Genomic DNA, 17,510 nt, shown 5'->3' with positions numbered 1-17,510 from the left:
GCCATAAGCGGGAGGAGTTACTTATTCCGGGCTGATCTGCGTCACGCTATAATCGTGTGCTCCAAGCACGGTTTTTAACCGGGCCAGTTGGGCCTCGGCTTGTTCTGCAAAACCAAATGGCGGCTTGATAACCAGTAAGCCTGAGCCATTGAGGCGGTCAGGGTCAGTCGGGGGAGCCATCAGCAGTTCCGCTGTCAGCATGTCGCGCACCCCGGCGTCCTGAAGCGCGGTGAGAAACGTGCGCACAGGCGTTCTGTGCTTGATGGGGTACCAGATTGCGATGACCCCGGTGGGAAAACGGGTGCGGATGGTTTGCACCGCTTCTACCAGACGCTTGAATTCGTCTGTCTGCTCAAATGGTGGATCAATCAACACAAGGCCACGTTTTGCATCTTTGGGGGGCAGGAGAGCGCGGAGCGCCTCATAGCCATCCCGTTCATGCACAAAAACATTGGGCGTGCGGGTAAACAGCCCATAGAGAACACGTTTATCCTCCGGGTGCTTCTCACAGCATATAAGCTGGTCCTGCGGACGCAGCATGAAAGAGGCCAGCATGGGAGAACCGGGGTAGCGGTGCGGCAGGCCAGCTTTTTTAACCAGCTCCAGCCATGGTGCCAGAGGGCTTTCCGGGCCTTCCTGTTCCAACAGGCCAATACCGCTCCGCCATTCCTGCGTTTTCTCGGCTTCTGTTCCTTCCAGATCATAACGGCCAATGCCCGCGTGGGTGTCCAGCACCACAAACGGAGAAGGCTTGCGTAAAAAGCTGCTTAGGAGGGAGACAAGCAGGGCGTGTTTCATGCAATCAGCAAAGTTACCTGCATGGTAGGCGTGGCGGTAATTCAAGTGGGCGGCCTCGTGACGGTTAGATAAAGGGGATGTATCAGAATAGTAGCGCTAAAGGGTGGCCGCAAAGCGATGCGCCATCTCATCAAGCGGCCAGCGCGGGCGTGGGCGTGTGGCGGTGTCATCAGGCTGAGGCAAGCCGCGTCTGGCCGCTTCCTGACAGGTTTCCAGTGCTGCCCAGCCAACCATGACGGCATTATCCGTACAGAGCTTCAAGGGTGGGGCCGCGAACCGTATGCCATGCTGTTCCGCTACGGTTTCAAGCCGTGCGCGCAGTACGGAGTTTGCGGCAACACCTCCAGCGCACACCAACAGGCCTGCATCGGGCATCATGCGTAAGGCATGGGTTATACGGTCTGCCACAACATCGGCCACAGCCTGTTGGAACGATGCAGCAAGATCAGCAGCAAACTGCCGTGGCAAAGGGCTTTGCCCAAACGGTGCCAGCTTTTGAGACAGAGCAGTCTTTAGGCCTGAAAAAGAAAAATCACATCCTTCCCGGCCCAACAGAGGGCGAGGGAGGGGAATAGTCTTCGGGTTGCCGTCCCGTGCCAGTTTTTCCAGCGCGGGGCCACCGGGCCAGCCAAGGCCCAGCATTTTTGCGACCTTGTCAAAGGCCTCGCCAGCCGCATCGTCAATGGTTCCGCCAAGTTTGCGGTACTGACCAACCCCTTCCACAGCAATACACTGGCAATGCCCGCCGGACACCAGCAGCAACAGGTAAGGGAAGGGAGCCCCACCGGGCACCAGACCGGGAATACGGGCTGTGAGAGCATGTGCTTCCACGTGGTTCACGGCGACAAAGGGTTTGCCAAGCGCCAGCGCCAGACCTTTGCCAAAGCCGCTGCCAACAATAAGGCCGCCTATAAGCCCCGGCCCGGTGGTGGAGGCCACAAACCCGATGTCGTTGGCTGTCAGTTGTGCATCTGCAAGGGTAGCCCGCACGAGTCCCGGCAATAATGCCAAATGGGCACGGGCGGCAATTTCTGGCACCACCCCTCCAAAATCTGCATGGCCATCCTGAGACACGACACGTTGAGCCAGACAGGTGCCATCGGAAGAGAGAATCGCACAGGCGGTTTCATCACAGGATGACTCTATGGCCAGAACAGGGCCGGGCAGAACAGAGGAAGGGGTGGACAACATAGAGTGGGTACCTGTGGTTGAAGCGCGTTTTTCTGCGGTTTGTAAGGGTTTGACAGGTGGCATATCAGGCCGGAGGGAAATCTGAAAATGGGGGGATGGCGTGGTATTGCGTCAACCGCTCTCCCGCAGTCTGTAAATCTGCCGTATAAGACCCTGCCGAAGTGTTGCGGGTACGAAATGGCGCGCAGCGGGGCGGCGTGGCCACCGGGGGCGCAAAGTTTTCAGACCTGCCGGGCATCATGGCTGCTTGTCCTTTCATCATTCCCGGTAATAGACACACCTTATGGACTCAGCCTACCCTTCCTCACCCGCCATCTCTCCTGCGCTGCAAAAAATTGCGGCAGAGGCGGCGGCCCGCCAGAAAAAGACAGCCGGGCATTCTACCCGCCGTCATCTGCCCCTTCGTGTCGGGACGCGCGGCTCTCCGCTTGCGTTGGTTCAGACACGCGCCTTCCTGACCATGCTGACGCGCTTTTGCCCAGTCTTGCGCGATATGGGGGCGTTTCAGGAGCACCAGATCAATACCACTGGGGATCAGGTGCAGGATAGACGTCTGGCAGATATTGGCGGCAAGGGTCTGTTCGCCAAGGAAATTCATGAGGCTCTGGCTGACGGGCGGATAGATTTTGCCGTCCACAGCCTGAAGGACCTTGAGACCGATCTACCCCCCGGCCTGGTGCTGGCCTGCACCCTGAAGCGTGAAGATGCACGGGATGCCCTGATACTGGGGCCAGATTTGGCTATGACTGACCCGGATGACCCGTATTCAGCGTTGCCACATGGGGCCGTTGTGGGGTGCTCGTCCGTGCGCCGTCAGGCTCAGATGCTTCATGTGCGGCCTGACCTGCAATTTGGCCTCCTGCGCGGGAACGTTCAGACCCGAATCGACAAACTGGCGGGGCGGCAGTGTGATGCAACCTTGCTGGCACTGGCAGGGCTCAAGCGACTTGGTATGGCAGAGCGGGCGGATATTGTGCTTGACCCCACGCTGATGGTGCCAGCAGCCGGGCAGGGAATTGTAGGTGTTACCGTCCGTGAAGATGACGTGGAACTGCGCGAACTCCTCTCCGCTATTGAGGATTATGAGGCCCGCGCGGTTGCAACAGCAGAGCGCGCCCTTCTGGCAGAGCTGGATGGGTCCTGCAGAACACCCATTGGTGGGTATGCCCAGCTTATTCCAGTTGTTGCTGGGGAAGAGCCGGAGCTTCACCTGACAGGGCTTGTGGCGCGGGAGGACGGGTCTTTCCTGCTCAAGCGTGCCATTAGTGGTGCGCCTGCGGATGCACATCGCCTTGGTCACGAACTTGGTAAAAGCCTGCGAACCGATAGCCCGGCAGATATTTTTGAGGGCGACTGAAGAAGGACAAAATGGGCGACTCACTGCCTGATCGGCACCAGAGCGGCGGTGAAAGTCACCAGCAACAGGGCTGCGTTCAGCCAGCCTCGGGCGTGTTAGTTACACGCCCTGAACCCGGCCTGTCGGAAACAGTTGCCGCACTTCTTGACGCCGGGTGGCAGCCTTTTGCGTCTCCAGCACTTGTGGTCAGGCCCTACTATCTGCCTGAGCTGCCAGCAGGGGTGAGCGCTGTTGTGCTGACCAGCGGTCAGGCCGTGCCATGTGCCAGCACCAGTGTAGACCATTCTGTACCAGTTTTTGCCGTGGGGGACCGTACAGCCCGCCGAGCTCATGCTGCGGGGTTTAGTGTGGTTTATAGTGCTCAAGGCGATGCCTCTGCACTGAGTGACCTGCTTGTGCAGCAGCGTCGGCCTGAGCAGGGGGCCTTATTGTTGCTGTCTGGGTCTGGGCAGGGGGAGCCTTTTGCACATCATCTCCGTGCAAAAGGGTTCACGGTATTCCGCCGCGTGGCCTACTCAACACGACCCGTCAAAAAAATAAGCCCGACCATTCAGCAGGCTCTGGAAGAAGGCAGAATTGGCTATAGCCTGTTTTTTTCTGCTGCAAGCGCCAAAGGCTGGTTAAGTGCGTTGCCACGGCCTGTATGGCCTGCTGCGGCCAGTACAATTGGGGTTGTGATGTCTGACGCAACCAAAGAGGTTCTCTTCAAAGCGGGTTGGCGTACCGTGCGGGTTGCACCGGAGCCAAACGCGGCGTCCCTGTTGTCGCTGCTTGGGTCTTCTCCATAAAAAACGGCCCGTCTGGCGTTGCCAGAGAGCCGTTTAAAAACCATGGCAGGGTGCGCGAGCACCCTGTTCAGGTTTAAGAAATCAAGCGTTGCCTGCCGTCTGCGGGAATTCAGCGCGTTTGGCCTGCCACAGAGCGACAAAGTCAATCGGCTGCAACACGATGGGCGGGAAGCCGCCATCGCGGGTGACATCACTGATGATGTTACGTGCGTATGGGAAGATCAGACGCGGCACTTCAACCAGCAGCATCGGTTCAATCAGTTCCTGCGGCGGGTTGGTCAGTGTGACCACGGCACCGTAAGCCAGTTCAGCAATAAACACGGTACGGCCAGGTGTGCCACCTTCTGTTTCAGGGGCTTCTTTGGCTTCTGCCTTAATCGCCAGTGTCACTTCATACACGGACTGATCATCCTGCAAGCGGCTGGCCTGCACATCAATATTGACGGAGATTGTCGGCTGAGAGCGCAGGGTTGCAAAGATTTCTGCCCCACCTGGTACTTCAAAAGACAGATCCCGCGTGTATTGCAAGTTTACAGCAAGCGGAAGAGCTGGCGGCAGGGTGGACTGGTCAGTTTCGGACATGGAAAAAACAGCTTTCTTGTCAGGTCGTACTGAAAATTAGGCGGCACGTTATTTTATGCTCTGGCCTCCTGCATACAGCAAGGCTTGAGCGTGCCGCAATACAGGACACGTCCGGTGTGGATCCGCAAGGGGGCCGCGTTAAAAAAAGTTTGCTTTTTGGGGCGGCAGGACAAACCAAAACAAGTGTTTACAGGCTGTAATGTCGCCAGTCCCCATTCTCCAGACTGTCGCCACAAAGCCCTAGCAAAAACCACCAGTGGGAAACCACAAGGGTTTGGTCAGCATCGGGTTGTGTGGCCATAAATTGCCGAAAAAGCTGAACACGCTTCTGCATATGCTGGTCACTTTCTGGCTGGGGGGACCACCATGTGGCATCCAGTTCCGCAAAATCGAGGTGCGGCCAAGCCCAGGCAAGGGTGTTAGGGGGTGTTCCAATATCACAGGAATAAAGGCCGCGCTCCCGCAGCAGGGGGGAAATTTCTGGTGTAATATTCAGGGCACGTGCCAGCGGGGTGGCGGTTTGCAATGCGCGTGTAAAGGGGGAGACCAGAATACGCGTGATGGGCAGATGCCCAAGAGCAGAAACCAGTTGATCCGCATGGGTTTTGCCTGTGGCGGACAGGCTGGGGTCTGCCAGATTGGGGTCCCGACCGGTCTGATTGTAGAGCCGGTTGAATTCGCTCTCGCAGTGTCGCAAAATAATCATGGTTTAGCAGATAGGAAAAAGAAGGGCTTTTCCGCAAGGCTATTGCTGTTAAGAGGCCTGCCAAAAGGGGTCCGGTCATTGTATCGGGCGGGTGGCTTCTCTATGTGTTAGGGGAAGCCCAGTTCCTGAGTGTTCTCTGCCTGCGGGCGGGCGCATCAACAATGGACGTGTGAACTATGGATTTTTCTTTCGGCCACTTTCCGGTCGATCTTATTCTCTTTGCTCTTGTGGCTGCCTTTCTGGTGCTGCGTTTACGCAGTGTTCTGGGCCGCCGCGTTGGTATTCAGCCGCTCTCCATGCCTGTGCCCGCAAAAGCTGCCGGGATGGGAAAGAGTGTTGATGCCAAAGCTGAAGCAGCAGAGCAGAATGTTGATTTCAACATTCCAGCTCCCGGCACGCGTGTCGGGCAGTTGCTTCTACAGGTGCGTGAAAAGGATGCCAGTTTTACGCCGCAGCAGTTTTTGACCGGAGCGCAGACTGTTTTTGCGCAGGTGGTCAAAGCCTATGCGGAGGGCGATCTTGTCACACTGAAAGCACGCCTGACCCCTGCGGTGTATGAGTCCTTTGAAGCAGCCATTACCGCCCGCAACGCTGCGGGAGAAACGCAGCGCACGGATATCAAGGCGATTCGGTCATTAAGCATTGAAGATGTTCACCTCACCCCACTGGCTGTGGGCGTGGGTGCCACCATTGAGGTTCGGATTGTCTCTGACCAGATCAGTCTGGTGCTGAATGCTGAAAACCAGCCGGTTACCGGCATGGATGCCGTTACAGAGTTTTCTGATCTCTGGATTTTTGAACGCCTGCTGGGCGCATCTGGCAGCATCTGGCGTCTGGCATCGGCGCGTAGTGCGTGACATCTGCCGGCGTTTCAAAGGCCTCTGTTTTACCAAAGCAGTCCCGGCGTTATAAAGTCGGGCAGCAACATCTGGTAAGGGGCGACTGCTTACGCGTTTTGCAGCGTATGCCTGCGGAGACGATAGATGTTATTGTAACGTCTCCGCCTTACAACATAGGCCTTTCTTACCGCACTTACGCAGACCGGCGTGAGGAAGAAGATTATCTGGACTGGATGATGGAGGTTGCCGCAAGCCTGCGGCGCGTCATGCGGCCAGACGGGTCTTTTTTCCTGAATATTTCCGGCTCATCTGCTCAACCTTGGCTGCCGTTTGAACTTGTTGTGCGGATGCGGGAGCTGTTTGTGCTGCAAAACCACATTACGTGGGTCAAATCCATTTCTGTGGGTGAGGAGAGCTTTGGGCACTTCAAGCCCATGAACAGCCAGCGCTACCTGCACCGTGGGCACGAGCACCTTCTGCATTTTACGCTGGATGGTGACGTGCTGCTGGATCGGCTGAATGCTGGGGTGCCGTATCAGGACAAGTCAAATATCGCCCGGCGGGGCCACAGGCAGGACCGGCGCTGCCGAGGCGATACCTGGTTTATACCCTACGAGACTGTGCGCGGGCGCTCCGAGAAATTCGATCATCCGGGCACGTTTCCGGTTGCGCTCCCTGAACAGTGCATCCGGTTGCATGGCAGGAAAAAAGCCAAGGTTTTAGATCCGTTTATGGGCACAGGCACGACGTTGCTGGCAGCACAGCGCATGGGCTGCTCTGGCGTTGGGATTGATATTGATGAGGACTATGTGGCCATAGCGCGCAGGCGCCTTGTGGAGGACTGGTTGGATAAAACCGATCAGTAATCGATTTTATTAATGGTTTTAACGAAAATAATCTATTTGACAGTTTGATGTGTATCAAACACAACCCAGACCAGAGCGAATAAAAGCTTACAATAGCTTTTCAAGAATGACTGGGAGTGTGTGTATTGCGTAGAGTTATAGCCTCTTTAATAGGGGCAGGTGTTCTGGCTTATGGTGGAACAGTTGCGTTTTTGACGCATTTTGATCACAGTACGGCACCTCAACTACCTGCCACATCTCCTACAAAACAGGATCCTGTGGCTCTGGCAGCCTACAATGTGTTGGCTGAAGCACGGTGTGACTACTGTCATGCTGTTGGCCGTGACCTGCCATTTTACTTCAAGCTCCCTCTGGCAAACCAGTTGATGGAAAAAGACCTGCACGAAGGTTTGCGCCATTTCCGGGTTGAGCCGGTACTGGCTGCGTTTGATCAGGGTAAGCCGCCTACGGAAGAACAACTGTCCCGTATTGAGGAAGTGATTACCCAAAACCGTATGCCGCCCACCATGTATCTGCTCATGCACTGGCATGCGCACCTGTCTGATGGTGAGCGCCAGTCCGTGCTGCATTGGGTTGAGGAAACACGGCGTAAATATTATGCGAACACCGGGGCTGCGGATAAGTTTGCAGCAGAACCTGTGCGCCCGGTACCAGCCAGCATACCGGTTGATGCCGCTAAAGTGGCGCTGGGCCGCCAGTTGTTTTTTGATAAAAGCCTGTCTGGTGATGGTGCGCTCAATTGCGCCAGTTGTCATGACCTGAACCACGGTGGCGTTGACCATCTGGTAACAGCTACAGGCATTGGGGGCCAGAAAGGCCCGATCAACGTGCCAACCGTGTATGATGCCTACTTTAAAATGGCACAGTTCTGGAATGGTCGTGCGGATGATCTGGCAGCACAGGCAGCCGGACCCGTTATGAACCCTGTGGAAATGGGCTCACATGACTGGGTAGCCGTTGCGGAGAAATTGCGGGCTAACCCGGAATATACACCCTTGTTTCAGGCGGCCTTTGGGCCCAATGCCAGCGTGGACCAGAACACCATTACAACAGCGATTGCAGAGTTTGAAAAAACGCTGCTGACACCCGACAGCCCGTTTGATGATTACCTGAAAGGGAATGCGTCTGCCATCAGTGACCAAGCTAAGCGTGGTTACGACCGGTTCAAGAGCATTGGCTGCTCTGGCTGCCATAGCGGTATTGCTCTGGGTGGCGGCGCGTATGAAGCGATGGGCCTTGAGTCAGACTACTTCAAGGACCGTGGTGGCAAGCTGACAGCAGCAGATACAGGCCGCTATGACGTGACCCACAAAGATGAAGACCGTGAGCGCTTTGTTGTGCCAACCCTGCGTAACATTGACCAGACCGGCCCGTATTTCCATGATGGCAGTGTCGCCACGTTGGAAGATGCCGTGCGGAAAATGGCGCGCTATCAGACGCCAGATCATGCAATTTCTGATCAGGACGTAAACGATATTGTAGCGTTCCTGAAAACGCTGACAGGTAAATACCAGGGCCGTTCTCTGGCAGACATGGCTAAGTAAGTTTTTATTGAGCCTTGAAACCAAGTCCATTCGCAGGTGTATAACCAGCGAGTGGGCTTTTTTTATGGGGATACAGGCAGGTGGTCAGGCGGCGTCAGCTACGGGAAGAAGAAAAGGCGCTCTGGCACCACGTCATGCGTGATGTGGCCCCGCTGCACGACCCGATAAGTGAGGAGGGTACTGCTTCAACACCAGTGCAGGCCCCCGCCGTTAACACGGTTACCGCGGCACCACCCAAACCCAAGCTCGCCCGCGGACTTGCCCGCAAGGCGCGGGCGTTGCCCGAAGTTGATATGGGGCTTTTTATTCCCCCTAAACCTATGGTTGAGATAACCCATAAACCGCACCCGACTGATGCTATCGGGAAGCGGTATCCAGGCGTTGATAACTATAGCTGGCGCACATTTTCTGATGGAGGCATGCGGGTGCAACGTCGCCTGGACCTGCATGGTATGGTGGCACAGGATGCGTTCCGCAGGCTGATGGAGTTTATGGATGTGGCCCATATGCGGGGCCTGAGATGCGTGGAAATTGTGACCGGACTGGGCACAGGGGCAGAAGGTGGAATCCTGCGGCGGGAGCTACCCCACTGGTTGGGGCGGCCCGAAATACGCAACCGCGTTTTAGGATTAACTTATCCCCATGCGGGCAATAAAGGGTCAGTTAGGGTTTTGCTGCGGCGCAGGCGGGCCTGACCGGCGCGCGAGGGTATCGCGCCACTTGGGAATGTTGAGAGAAAGCCAACGGCGCAGGGCCATCAGAACGCTGACATCTGGCATCATTAGAGTATAGGCTGCCGCACACGCATTTCCTGTGACCATCACCTCATTTTCATCCCGTGCGTGGGAGCGCAGGTCTTGCTGGCTGGCAACCGTCTGGCAGGCATGACGCCAGAGTGCGACCTGAGAGGGGGAGGAAAGGATAGGCAACATAACGCCAGCCTTCATGGCGCAGGCGGCCGTGGTGGCGCTCCATACGTCATATTCCAGACTGGACGGGGCACGCTTGCGTTCCTGCGTGTAAATGGCGGTAAAGTCGGGCGGCAGACCGCGATGCTGGAAAACGTCCTTTGGCAGAGCGTTGGCAAAAAGAGGCTCAAACCCATCTTCCTGAAGGGATGCCATAAGGCCAGCATACTCTCCATCAAACGGAAGCTGAATGACTTCTACCGTGCCCGCTCTGAGCGCATCTATCGCAGCGGATGGGGTGCCAAAGCCGGGAACGGGCAAAGGGCGTAAGGCCAAAAGATCCAGCGCCAGCAGAGTAGGGAGTTCTGCTCCGGCATAGGTCGAGACCGCCACACGTAACGGCTGGCCTTTGATAATGCTGGATAGGGAGCGGTGCAGGCTGGCACGCCCGACAGCAACCATGGGTTGATGGCTTAAGAAAGTAGGGACCCAGCGTTGATAGTCATAATGAACGCGGCTGTCCCCACACATGGCCGCCAATACGGCGCGACCGGGAACAATAAGGCCTGCTGGCGGTATGGCTTGTTCCTGCTGAATATCAAACAGGTTGGCCCCTGTTACACCATCCCATCCCGTGGTGGTTGTCACGGTAAAGGGGGGTACATGCAAAGCTTCCGCCAACGCGGGAACCAAAATGTCAGCCCAGCGTCCACACTGGCTGTCAGCAACGCCTGCTACAATCAGACGGCCACTTTCAGCTGTAAGATCCTGATGAGCCTGCGCCGTCTTGCCTGTGACTGCGCACAAACCTGCCACAGCGCCTCCCAGAACCTTGCGGCGGGAGAGGAGGGTCGGTCGGTTCATAGGGTTCATAGGCTCTCGGCGCGGCACAGTGTGGCCCTTCTCACAGGTCTTTTCAGGTCTGTCCTTCAAAAGCCAGCCCATGTATCAGTCCCAACAGGGCACACGAGCCAGCAAGACAAAATAGGTCTTGTTCACGGCAAAATCACGGCCAGAATTATGGCCATTTCACCTCGGGCGGCATGCTCATCAGAATTGCTTCCGTATGGCCACCCGTCTTCAGCCCGAACAGTGTGCCACGATCGTGCAAAAGGTTAAACTCCACATAACGGCCACGGCGGACAAGTTGGGCATCGCGCTGCTCCGCACTCCACGGTTCCATCATGCGGCGGCGGATAATGTTCGGGTAGGTTTCCAAAAAGGCAAGGCCCACATCTTTTGTAAAGGCAAAATCCTGCGCAATATTGCCGCTGTCCAACCGGTCATAAAAAATACCGCCCAGACCACGCGGCTCATTGCGATGGGGAAGGTAGAAATACTTGTCACACCATGCCTTGAAGCGCGGGTAATACTCCGGATTGTGGCGTGCGCAGGCCTGTTCAAATCCGGCATGGAAAGCCGCTGCATCATCAATGGCTTCGGCTGATTCGGGAAACATGGGGGTAATGTCCCCACCGCCGCCAAACCAGCCCTGCGTGGTAATAATCATGCGGGTGTTGAAATGGGCAGCAGGCACCAAAGGGCTGCACATATGCGCAACAAGGCTGATACCGGTTGCAAAAAACCGAGGGTCTTCTGAGGCGCCAGGAATGGTGGCAGCAAAAGCCGGGCTGAAGGTGCCCTCAACGGTGGACACATTGACGCCCACTTTTTCAAACACCCGGCCGCGCATCAGGCTCATGACACCGCCGCCACCGGCAGTGCCATCATCGTTTTCCCGGTTCCAGCTTTTACGTTCGAAACGGCTTGGTTGCTCATGGCCTGCCAGAACAGGGCTGCCTTGCTGTGCGCCTTCCTGTTCAATCTGCTCAAACGCGGCACAAATTTTGTCCCGGAGGGATTCAAACCAACTGCGGGCTTCAGCTTTCAGGGCAACATGGTCGGGAACGGAGTGAACTTTGGTAGGGATCATGCCGGGGTTCTCTGTTCTGGGGTACAGTCAAGGCCAGTACCCATTCTGCCTTCAAGGGGTGCTTTTTCTGGGCAATACGTGCAGTATTTGCTTGTTCATCGCGGGCTGGGCGGATTTTGTAAAGGCGTGTTGGCGCAAAGAATGGCAATGGCGGTAGCAGCGTGCATGGCTAGCCTGCATTTGGGACGGCATAGGCTTGGTGTACAGGACATCTGCGGGGAAACGCCCGAACCCCAAAGATATGAGGCCAGTGAGAGTGAGAAAGCGGATGTCTGACACGGTGCTAGAGCAACAGCAGGGCAAGGTGGTGCAGCAGGCAGAAGCAGGCATAGCAACGCGGCTTGCCACCCATATGGCCCGCTTCCCTATGCCGAGAGATCTTACTTTTCTGTGGACTGTAGGGGCCATGCTGATCGCTGTTCTGGCGCTCATGGTTGCCAGTGGCCTCAGCCTTGCTCTGTCCTACACCCCCAATGCCACACTGGCGTTCAGTTCTGTGGAAGCTCTGGAACGGCGGGCTCCCTCCGGGTGGCTCTTGCGTAGCCTGCATATGACAGGGGCCAGCTTTTTTATGCTCGCTTTGTATTGTCATCTTTTGCGGGGGTTGATCTATCGGTCCTACGCCCCCCCGCGCCGGGGCGTGTGGGGTGTCGGCGTTGCCGTGCTGGTTATGGTGATGGTGACAGCCTTTGCTGGCTATGTGCTGCCGTGGGGGCAAATGTCTTACTGGGGGGCCGATGTGGCGGGGAAGGCTGTTGGTGCCGTGCCTCTTGTTGGCCCCACTCTGGAGGCCATGTTTCTTGGAGGGGATGCTCCGGGCACGCCAACACTACACCGTATGTTTGTGCTTCATTTTACCATGGCCTTCACTCTTGTTGCGGCAGTGGTGCTGCATGTTGCGGTTCTGCATGGCCGTGGAAGCAGCAGCCCTTCAGGGCTAAGCGGGCAAAATCCAAAGCGCTTACTGTCGTTTCATCCCTATTTTACTGTGAAGGACGTGCTGGGCGTTGTGCTCATGGCGCTCGCTTTTACGCTGGTTATGTGTTTCTGGCCCGGCCTGGTGAGTGAAGCGGAAAACTACCGCCCAGCAAACCCGCTTCACACTCCGGCGGATATTGAGCCAGCATGGTATTTTTTGCCATTTTACGGCATGTTGCAGGTTGTGCCGTCCAAGTTTGGCGGGCTTGTTGTCTCGGCTGGGGCTGTGCTGGTTCTGTTTCTGGTGCCGCGGCTTGACCCCAAATCCCACGCCGCTACATCCCCGTGGTGGGTAAGCCGTTTTGTAGCCGGGGCAGCTTTGAGCGTGCTGGTGCTGTCCTTTATTCTGGTCGGGCTTGCTGGGCGCCACCATGTGGCGGGTGTCTGGCTTACGGTGGGGCGTCTCGCTACCCTTGGGTTCTTTGCTTATTTTTTCGGGTTTTTACCATGGCACGCACGGCAGGCACGTCCCGAGGCACAGCTATGATCCGGCGTGTAAAAGCTGACCTCCTGACGTGTCTGCAAGGCTTCAGGCAGACTGTTTTTCGCAGTGTGGGATGTGGAATACTGGCCTGTGTTCCTGTGCAGGGCATGGCACACTCACTCACACCAGAGAAAGCGCCAGTTCAGCACTGGTCATTTAATGGCCCGCTCGGGCATTATGACCTTGCGGCAGTTCAACGGGGCTATGCTGTCTTTGCTGGTGTGTGCGCAGCCTGCCATAGCTTGGGCGCGGTGCATTTTTCAGACCTTGCAGCCGCAGGACTCTCTTCAGAGCAGGTCATGGCGCTGGCTGCAACATGGAAAGTGCCCACAGGACCGGGAGAGCCGGGGCAAAGTACCCAGCGGAAAGGGCAGCCTGAGGATGCGTTTCCCGCTCCCTATGCGTCCCCGGATGCGGCGCGTGCGGCCAACAATGGGGCCGTACCGCCGGATCTCTCCCGTGTGGCGATCGTTTACCCCGGTGGACCAGACCGCATACTGGCACTCCTGACAGGGTACGGGGCAGCAGACCCTCAGGACAAGCCAGGCATCCATGCTAATGGGTTTTATAATCCTTATGCCATAGGGCACAGGACCGCCATGCCCCCGCCGTTACGTGATAATGCTGTGGTATATGCGGATGGCACAGCAGCCACCGCCGCGCAGGAAGCACGAGACGTCACGACGTTTCTGGCATGGGTTTCTTCCCCCCATGCAGACAGCAAACGCCGCTTGGGTGTTGGCGTGGCGCTTTATCTGTGTTTTCTCGCCATTCTACTTGTGATCCTGAAGCGGAGAATCTGGTCCCATGTCGCAAAATGAAAATATTGAACCTGTTATTGGCTTGATAGGCGGATCAGGCCTGTACGATATTGACGGGTTGGAAGACAAGGAATGGCGGCATGTTGAAACCCCGTGGGGTGCTCCATCCGACCAGTTGTTATTTGGGCGTCTGGACGGGGTACGCTGTGTGTTCCTGCCACGGCACGGGCGCGGGCACCCTATTCCTCCGTCCCGGCTGAACTACAAAGCCAATATTGCCGCCCTCAAAATTTCCGGCGTGACAGACATTGTGTCCCTCTCCGCTGTAGGGTCTTTGAAGGAAGAACTGCCGCCCGGTCATTTCGTGATTATTGACCAATTTATTGATCGTACGATCTGGCGTGACAAAAGCTTTTTTGACACAGGGTGCGTAGCTCATATTTCCATGGCAGACCCGCTGTGCTCCCGTATTGGGGACGTGCTGGAAGCCCAGACAAAGGCGCTTGGGCTTGAGGCGACCCGTGGTGGCACGTATCTGGTGATGGAAGGCCCGCAATTCTCAACCCGCGCGGAAAGTGAGTTGTACCGCTCCTGGGGATGCTCGGTTATTGGCATGACCAACATGCCGGAAGCGTCTTTGGCACGGGAAGCCGAGATTTGCTACGCAACCGTTGCCATGGTGACAGACTATGATTGCTGGCACGAAGAGCATGACAACGTTACCGTAGAAGGCGTGGTCAAAACCATGCAGGCCAACTCCGCCAACGCCAAAGCTTTGGTCAAGGCTGTTATTCCCGTATTGGGCCAGAAGCGTGGGCTGTGTGAGGCTGGGTGTGACCGTGCCCTTGAGCACGCCATTATTACCGCGCCAGAAGCACGTGACCCTGCTTTGATTGCCAAACTGCAAACCGTGGCAGGGCGGGTGTTGGGCGCTTAATCCACGCCCAACCCTTGCACAGAGAGAAAAAGGTGTGTTTGCTAGGGGCACTTAGAATGGTGGTTTTATTCTCCTTATGCCTTTTTCTCATTTAACCTCTCATCCAGTTCGCCCCGTCGTGTTGCTGACCGGTGCAGCAGGCGGCATAGGGGAGAAACTGATTCACCGTCTTGTGGCGGCGGGGCTTCACGTTCTGGCGTTCAGCCGGAGGGGTGACACGCCGCTACAACAGCATGTCACACCCGTAGCGTGTGACCTGTCAAAGCCTGCTGAAATTCAAAGCACCATGGAAGGCCTGCGCAAGGCGTCCGTGCCTTTGTATGCGGTTGTGCATTGCGCAGGTGTGATCACTCCCCAGCGGATGGGAACGTGTGACACACAGGGCGTTTCCGCACAGCTTGCGGTTAATCTTGAAGCCCCCATACTTTTGACCATGCTGGCGCTGCCGCTTGTGCCCAAGGAGGGGCGGATTGTCTTTGTGAATTCCATGGCGGCGTTGGTGCCGCTTGAAGGCAGCAGCATTTATACGGCCAGTAAGTTTGGCTTGCGCGGGTTCGCGCTGTCACTCGCACAGGACCTGCAACCGCGTGGTATTGCTGTCTCTTCCGTCTTCCCTGGTGCAGTGGACACGCCAATGCTGCGGAGAGAGATTGATAATGGCGGCTCAGTTCTCAATTTTCTGACGCAGCCCTCTACACCCGATGACATCGCAGCGATTGTCGAGCGTTTGCTCAAGCGGCCAAAGTCAGAAATTTTTTGCCCCAGTTCGGATGGTATCCTCGCGCAGGTCATGCTGATGATGCCGCGCGTATGGCGTATGATTTTGCCTGTTCTTTTGAAAAAAGGCCTTAAGGGTAAGAAGAAATACCTGGCGGGGCAGAATAAGGCTGGTGTGTAGAAAAGTTTGCATTCAGCAATTTCTACACACCGTGTCGTATATTAGAACGTAACGGCAGAGCGCAGGCCTACAATATTCCCGCTATTGGCACCCTTGTAATTGCCGGTTTTATTCGTAACGTCTGCATGGGTATAGTTAAGCATAAGGCGCGCAAAGCTCAGCAAGTACCAGTTTACACCAACGGTCGCGGTCCAGGCACGTCCGCCTGTTGGAATATGTGTGGCATCAATCCAGTCCCACCTTGCAGCAACTTCCCAGCCGCCCCAGCCACCATCTGTCATTGGGTGTAAAATGCGGGGGGTGGCCCACTGGCCGGTATGCGCAAAGTAGTTGGGTGTTTCCCCGGTCAGAAAAATACCAGCCTGTGCACTGAAGGCTTCTTCCGTGCCTGCTGCTCCGTGGAATGGAGTATTGGCAGGCAGGCCAGCTGCTGTGTCACGCATCTGGATATGCCGCACGCCAAACTCGCTCAAGGCCCAGGCAGACCGCCAGATGCCAAAAGCTTCCAGCCCGCCTGCCATTGAATTGGCAATAGGCATGACCGGCCCAAATTGAAGACTGAAGGCATCATCCGTACGGGCGAGCAAACGTACGTTTTGCGAGAAGCTGCTGCTTGGCTTTACGTCTTCGTAAAATCCCCAGGCGCCCAAATGTACAAGGCCCTGCTTATTGCGCCATGGAATATAATGGGAGCGCAGCATGTAGGTCAGGTCGTCGCGCACATTATTGGTCAGGTTTGCAGTGTTGACATCGTTTCCTGTGATCTGTGCTGCAACGTGCCAGTTATCACCAAAGATTTTGAAGGCACCCCCAATGCCGTACCAACCTTTAACAGGCAGTATGGCATTGGCCACAATATCGCGGTCCAGAAACACGGTCTGGTCAGAACCGGTGGAGCCGTCAAAGCCGCGTTCATTAAATTTGTTGCCAAGAGAATATTCTACAAGATGGCCCCCCATCTTGTCGCTCCAGGTCATGAAGGCGCTCATGACAGACAGCTTGTTGTCAGCGTAGTCGCCTTCCAGCACCCATGACAGTTGATGCACGTTGCCTTCAAAGCCTAAGCGGGCTGCTCGCATGACGGTACGGGAGACATTTTGTTGAGGGAAACGGCTACCAAAGGCTGAGCCATAATCAACAAGAATACGACCGCGTGGTCGGAAGGAGTATGCGTTGTCGGGCGTGGTAATCTGGGGAAGGCCCTTGCCCCACTTCAGCACGAGTCCGCCTATTGTTGTGCTGTGACTGGACGATGGAATTTGGGAGGCAACCCCCATGACAGGGGCAGACCCGGACGGCATGTTGGAAACCGCTGCGTATGACCCAGGAGCAGCAGGAAGCAAAGGATAGGCAGCACTATTCATCGCAAACTGGGGTGAGGGTGTATCTCCGGCAAATTTTACTGGTTCTACTGGGCCTGACTTCAGAGTGTGCGGAACAGGCTGCGTGCGGGCCACAGACGGCGGCTTGACCGTGTTTTGCGTTGTGGCCGTGGCATGGGTTGTGTGTTTCTCAACTTTAGCTAGCCGTGACTGGAGTTCATGAATTTGCTGGGATTGCACTTTGACAAGGCGTATCAGCTCTTGCACTGCCGGATCGGATGTTGAAGCAAGGGCAGTCGCGCTGTGCAGTAAAACCCCTAGAGTGCTCAAAGGCACTATAAGTATGGCAGACCGCACTGTGTTGGTTTGAGCCGCAGCAGAAAAACACCGAAGAGTCATGATTGCTAACTTATTTTCTTTATTGTTTGCGCAATTATGCTGGTGTCAAAACAGTAAAAATACAGTCAGAGCATCCAGATAGCCGGTAGTCCCGGTCAGGCATTTAAGCCATGCGCCCGAGTGTCCGTCAATTAAAGCAATGAGCTGAGAGTATTTTTACTTCCGACCTGTGGCATAAAAAGCATTATGGGGAACAGGACAAGAAAACTGAACCAGAAA

Annotated in this window: 18 protein-coding genes; 10 read left to right on the top strand and 8 right to left on the bottom strand. The window is 56.0% G+C overall.

The window, feature by feature from the left end; all coding sequences use genetic code 11:
- Positions 1–21: 21 nt before the first annotated feature.
- The 3 genes from Abci_RS05985 to Abci_RS05975 all read right to left on the bottom strand — a co-directional run bounded on the left by Abci_RS05985 (position 22) and on the right by Abci_RS05975 (position 2,230).
- Positions 22–843 carry a 23S rRNA (adenine(2030)-N(6))-methyltransferase RlmJ gene (locus Abci_RS05985; RefSeq protein WP_048838243.1) on the bottom strand — a complete coding sequence of 274 codons (822 nt, stop codon included), beginning with the start codon at positions 841–843 and terminating at the stop codon, positions 22–24.
- Between the two features lie 51 nt (positions 844–894).
- The gene (gene tsaD / locus Abci_RS05980; protein ID WP_048838334.1) at positions 895–1,989 is read right to left on the bottom strand and encodes a tRNA (adenosine(37)-N6)-threonylcarbamoyltransferase complex transferase subunit TsaD; all 1,095 of its coding nucleotides are present in this window, start codon (positions 1,987–1,989) and stop codon (positions 895–897) included.
- A 64-nt stretch (positions 1,990–2,053) separates the two neighbouring features.
- A complete protein-coding gene (locus Abci_RS05975) occupies positions 2,054–2,230 on the bottom strand; it encodes a hypothetical protein (protein ID WP_158319777.1) in 177 nt (58 codons plus the stop codon).
- 42 nt (positions 2,231–2,272) lie between these two features.
- On the opposite strand from Abci_RS05975, the gene hemC reads away from it, so the two are divergent.
- Positions 2,273–3,346: a hydroxymethylbilane synthase gene (gene hemC / locus Abci_RS05970; RefSeq protein ID WP_048838242.1), complete on the top strand. Its 1,074-nt coding sequence runs from the start codon at positions 2,273–2,275 to the stop codon at positions 3,344–3,346.
- Between the two features lie 11 nt (positions 3,347–3,357).
- Positions 3,358–4,134, top strand: coding sequence for a uroporphyrinogen-III synthase (locus tag Abci_RS05965; RefSeq protein ID WP_084597547.1), 777 nt, complete (start codon positions 3,358–3,360; stop codon positions 4,132–4,134).
- A gap of 81 nt (positions 4,135–4,215) precedes the next feature.
- On the opposite strand, the gene secB is transcribed toward Abci_RS05965, so the two are convergent.
- Entirely contained in the window at positions 4,216–4,716 is a 501-nt protein-coding gene (gene secB, locus Abci_RS05960; RefSeq protein ID WP_048838241.1) for a protein-export chaperone SecB, read from the bottom strand.
- Between the two features lie 187 nt (positions 4,717–4,903).
- Complete coding sequence (locus Abci_RS05955) at positions 4,904–5,422, bottom strand: histidine phosphatase family protein (RefSeq protein WP_048838240.1); 519 nt, start codon at positions 5,420–5,422, stop codon at positions 4,904–4,906.
- A 176-nt stretch (positions 5,423–5,598) separates the two neighbouring features.
- Between Abci_RS05955 and Abci_RS05950 the strand changes: the two genes are divergently transcribed.
- From Abci_RS05950 to Abci_RS05935, 4 genes are all read left to right on the top strand, one after another.
- Positions 5,599–6,279, top strand: coding sequence for a Tim44/TimA family putative adaptor protein (locus Abci_RS05950; RefSeq protein ID WP_048838239.1), 681 nt, complete (start codon positions 5,599–5,601; stop codon positions 6,277–6,279).
- Complete coding sequence (locus Abci_RS05945; protein ID WP_048838238.1) at positions 6,276–7,127, top strand: DNA-methyltransferase; 852 nt, start codon at positions 6,276–6,278, stop codon at positions 7,125–7,127. The genes Abci_RS05950 and Abci_RS05945 overlap by 4 nt, the downstream gene beginning before the upstream one ends.
- 125 nt (positions 7,128–7,252) lie before the next feature.
- The gene (locus tag Abci_RS05940; protein WP_048838332.1) at positions 7,253–8,671 is read left to right on the top strand and encodes a cytochrome-c peroxidase; all 1,419 of its coding nucleotides are present in this window, start codon (positions 7,253–7,255) and stop codon (positions 8,669–8,671) included.
- 80 nt (positions 8,672–8,751) lie between these two features.
- A complete protein-coding gene (locus tag Abci_RS05935) occupies positions 8,752–9,366 on the top strand; it encodes a Smr/MutS family protein (RefSeq protein ID WP_244877595.1) in 615 nt (204 codons plus the stop codon).
- Here the strand turns inward: Abci_RS05935 and Abci_RS05930 are convergent.
- Together Abci_RS05930 and hemF are read right to left on the bottom strand one after the other, a co-directional pair.
- Entirely contained in the window at positions 9,331–10,443 is a 1,113-nt protein-coding gene (locus Abci_RS05930; protein WP_146806790.1) for a hypothetical protein, read from the bottom strand. The two genes, Abci_RS05935 and Abci_RS05930, sit on opposite strands and share 36 nt — an antisense overlap.
- Before the next feature lie 154 nt (positions 10,444–10,597).
- On the bottom strand, positions 10,598–11,512 hold the full coding sequence (gene hemF / locus Abci_RS05925) for an oxygen-dependent coproporphyrinogen oxidase (RefSeq protein ID WP_048838236.1): 915 nt from the start codon (positions 11,510–11,512) through the stop codon (positions 10,598–10,600).
- A gap of 268 nt (positions 11,513–11,780) precedes the next feature.
- Between hemF and Abci_RS05920 the strand changes: the two genes are divergently transcribed.
- The 4 genes from Abci_RS05920 (at position 11,781) to Abci_RS05905 (ending at position 15,570) form a co-directional block, all read left to right on the top strand.
- The gene (locus Abci_RS05920) at positions 11,781–12,977 is read left to right on the top strand and encodes a cytochrome b (RefSeq protein ID WP_146806792.1); all 1,197 of its coding nucleotides are present in this window, start codon (positions 11,781–11,783) and stop codon (positions 12,975–12,977) included.
- 104 nt (positions 12,978–13,081) lie between these two features.
- Entirely contained in the window at positions 13,082–13,795 is a 714-nt protein-coding gene (locus Abci_RS05915; RefSeq protein WP_048838330.1) for a cytochrome c1, read from the top strand.
- On the top strand, positions 13,782–14,672 hold the full coding sequence (locus tag Abci_RS05910; protein WP_048838234.1) for an S-methyl-5'-thioadenosine phosphorylase: 891 nt from the start codon (positions 13,782–13,784) through the stop codon (positions 14,670–14,672). The genes Abci_RS05915 and Abci_RS05910 overlap by 14 nt, the downstream gene beginning before the upstream one ends.
- A 76-nt stretch (positions 14,673–14,748) precedes the next feature.
- Complete coding sequence (locus Abci_RS05905; protein ID WP_048838233.1) at positions 14,749–15,570, top strand: SDR family NAD(P)-dependent oxidoreductase; 822 nt, start codon at positions 14,749–14,751, stop codon at positions 15,568–15,570.
- 41 nt (positions 15,571–15,611) lie between these two features.
- Here Abci_RS05905 and Abci_RS05900 read toward each other — a convergent pair whose 3' ends face one another.
- Positions 15,612–17,291 (bottom strand): OprO/OprP family phosphate-selective porin, encoded by a 1,680-nt coding sequence (locus tag Abci_RS05900; RefSeq protein ID WP_048838232.1) that lies wholly within the window; start codon positions 17,289–17,291, stop codon positions 15,612–15,614.
- Positions 17,292–17,510: the final 219 nt, after the last annotated feature.

Source organism: Acetobacter cibinongensis (genome assembly GCF_000963925.1).
GTDB classification, from domain to species: domain Bacteria; phylum Pseudomonadota; class Alphaproteobacteria; order Acetobacterales; family Acetobacteraceae; genus Acetobacter; species Acetobacter cibinongensis.
This window is presented reverse-complemented; position numbering and strand designations above follow the sequence as displayed.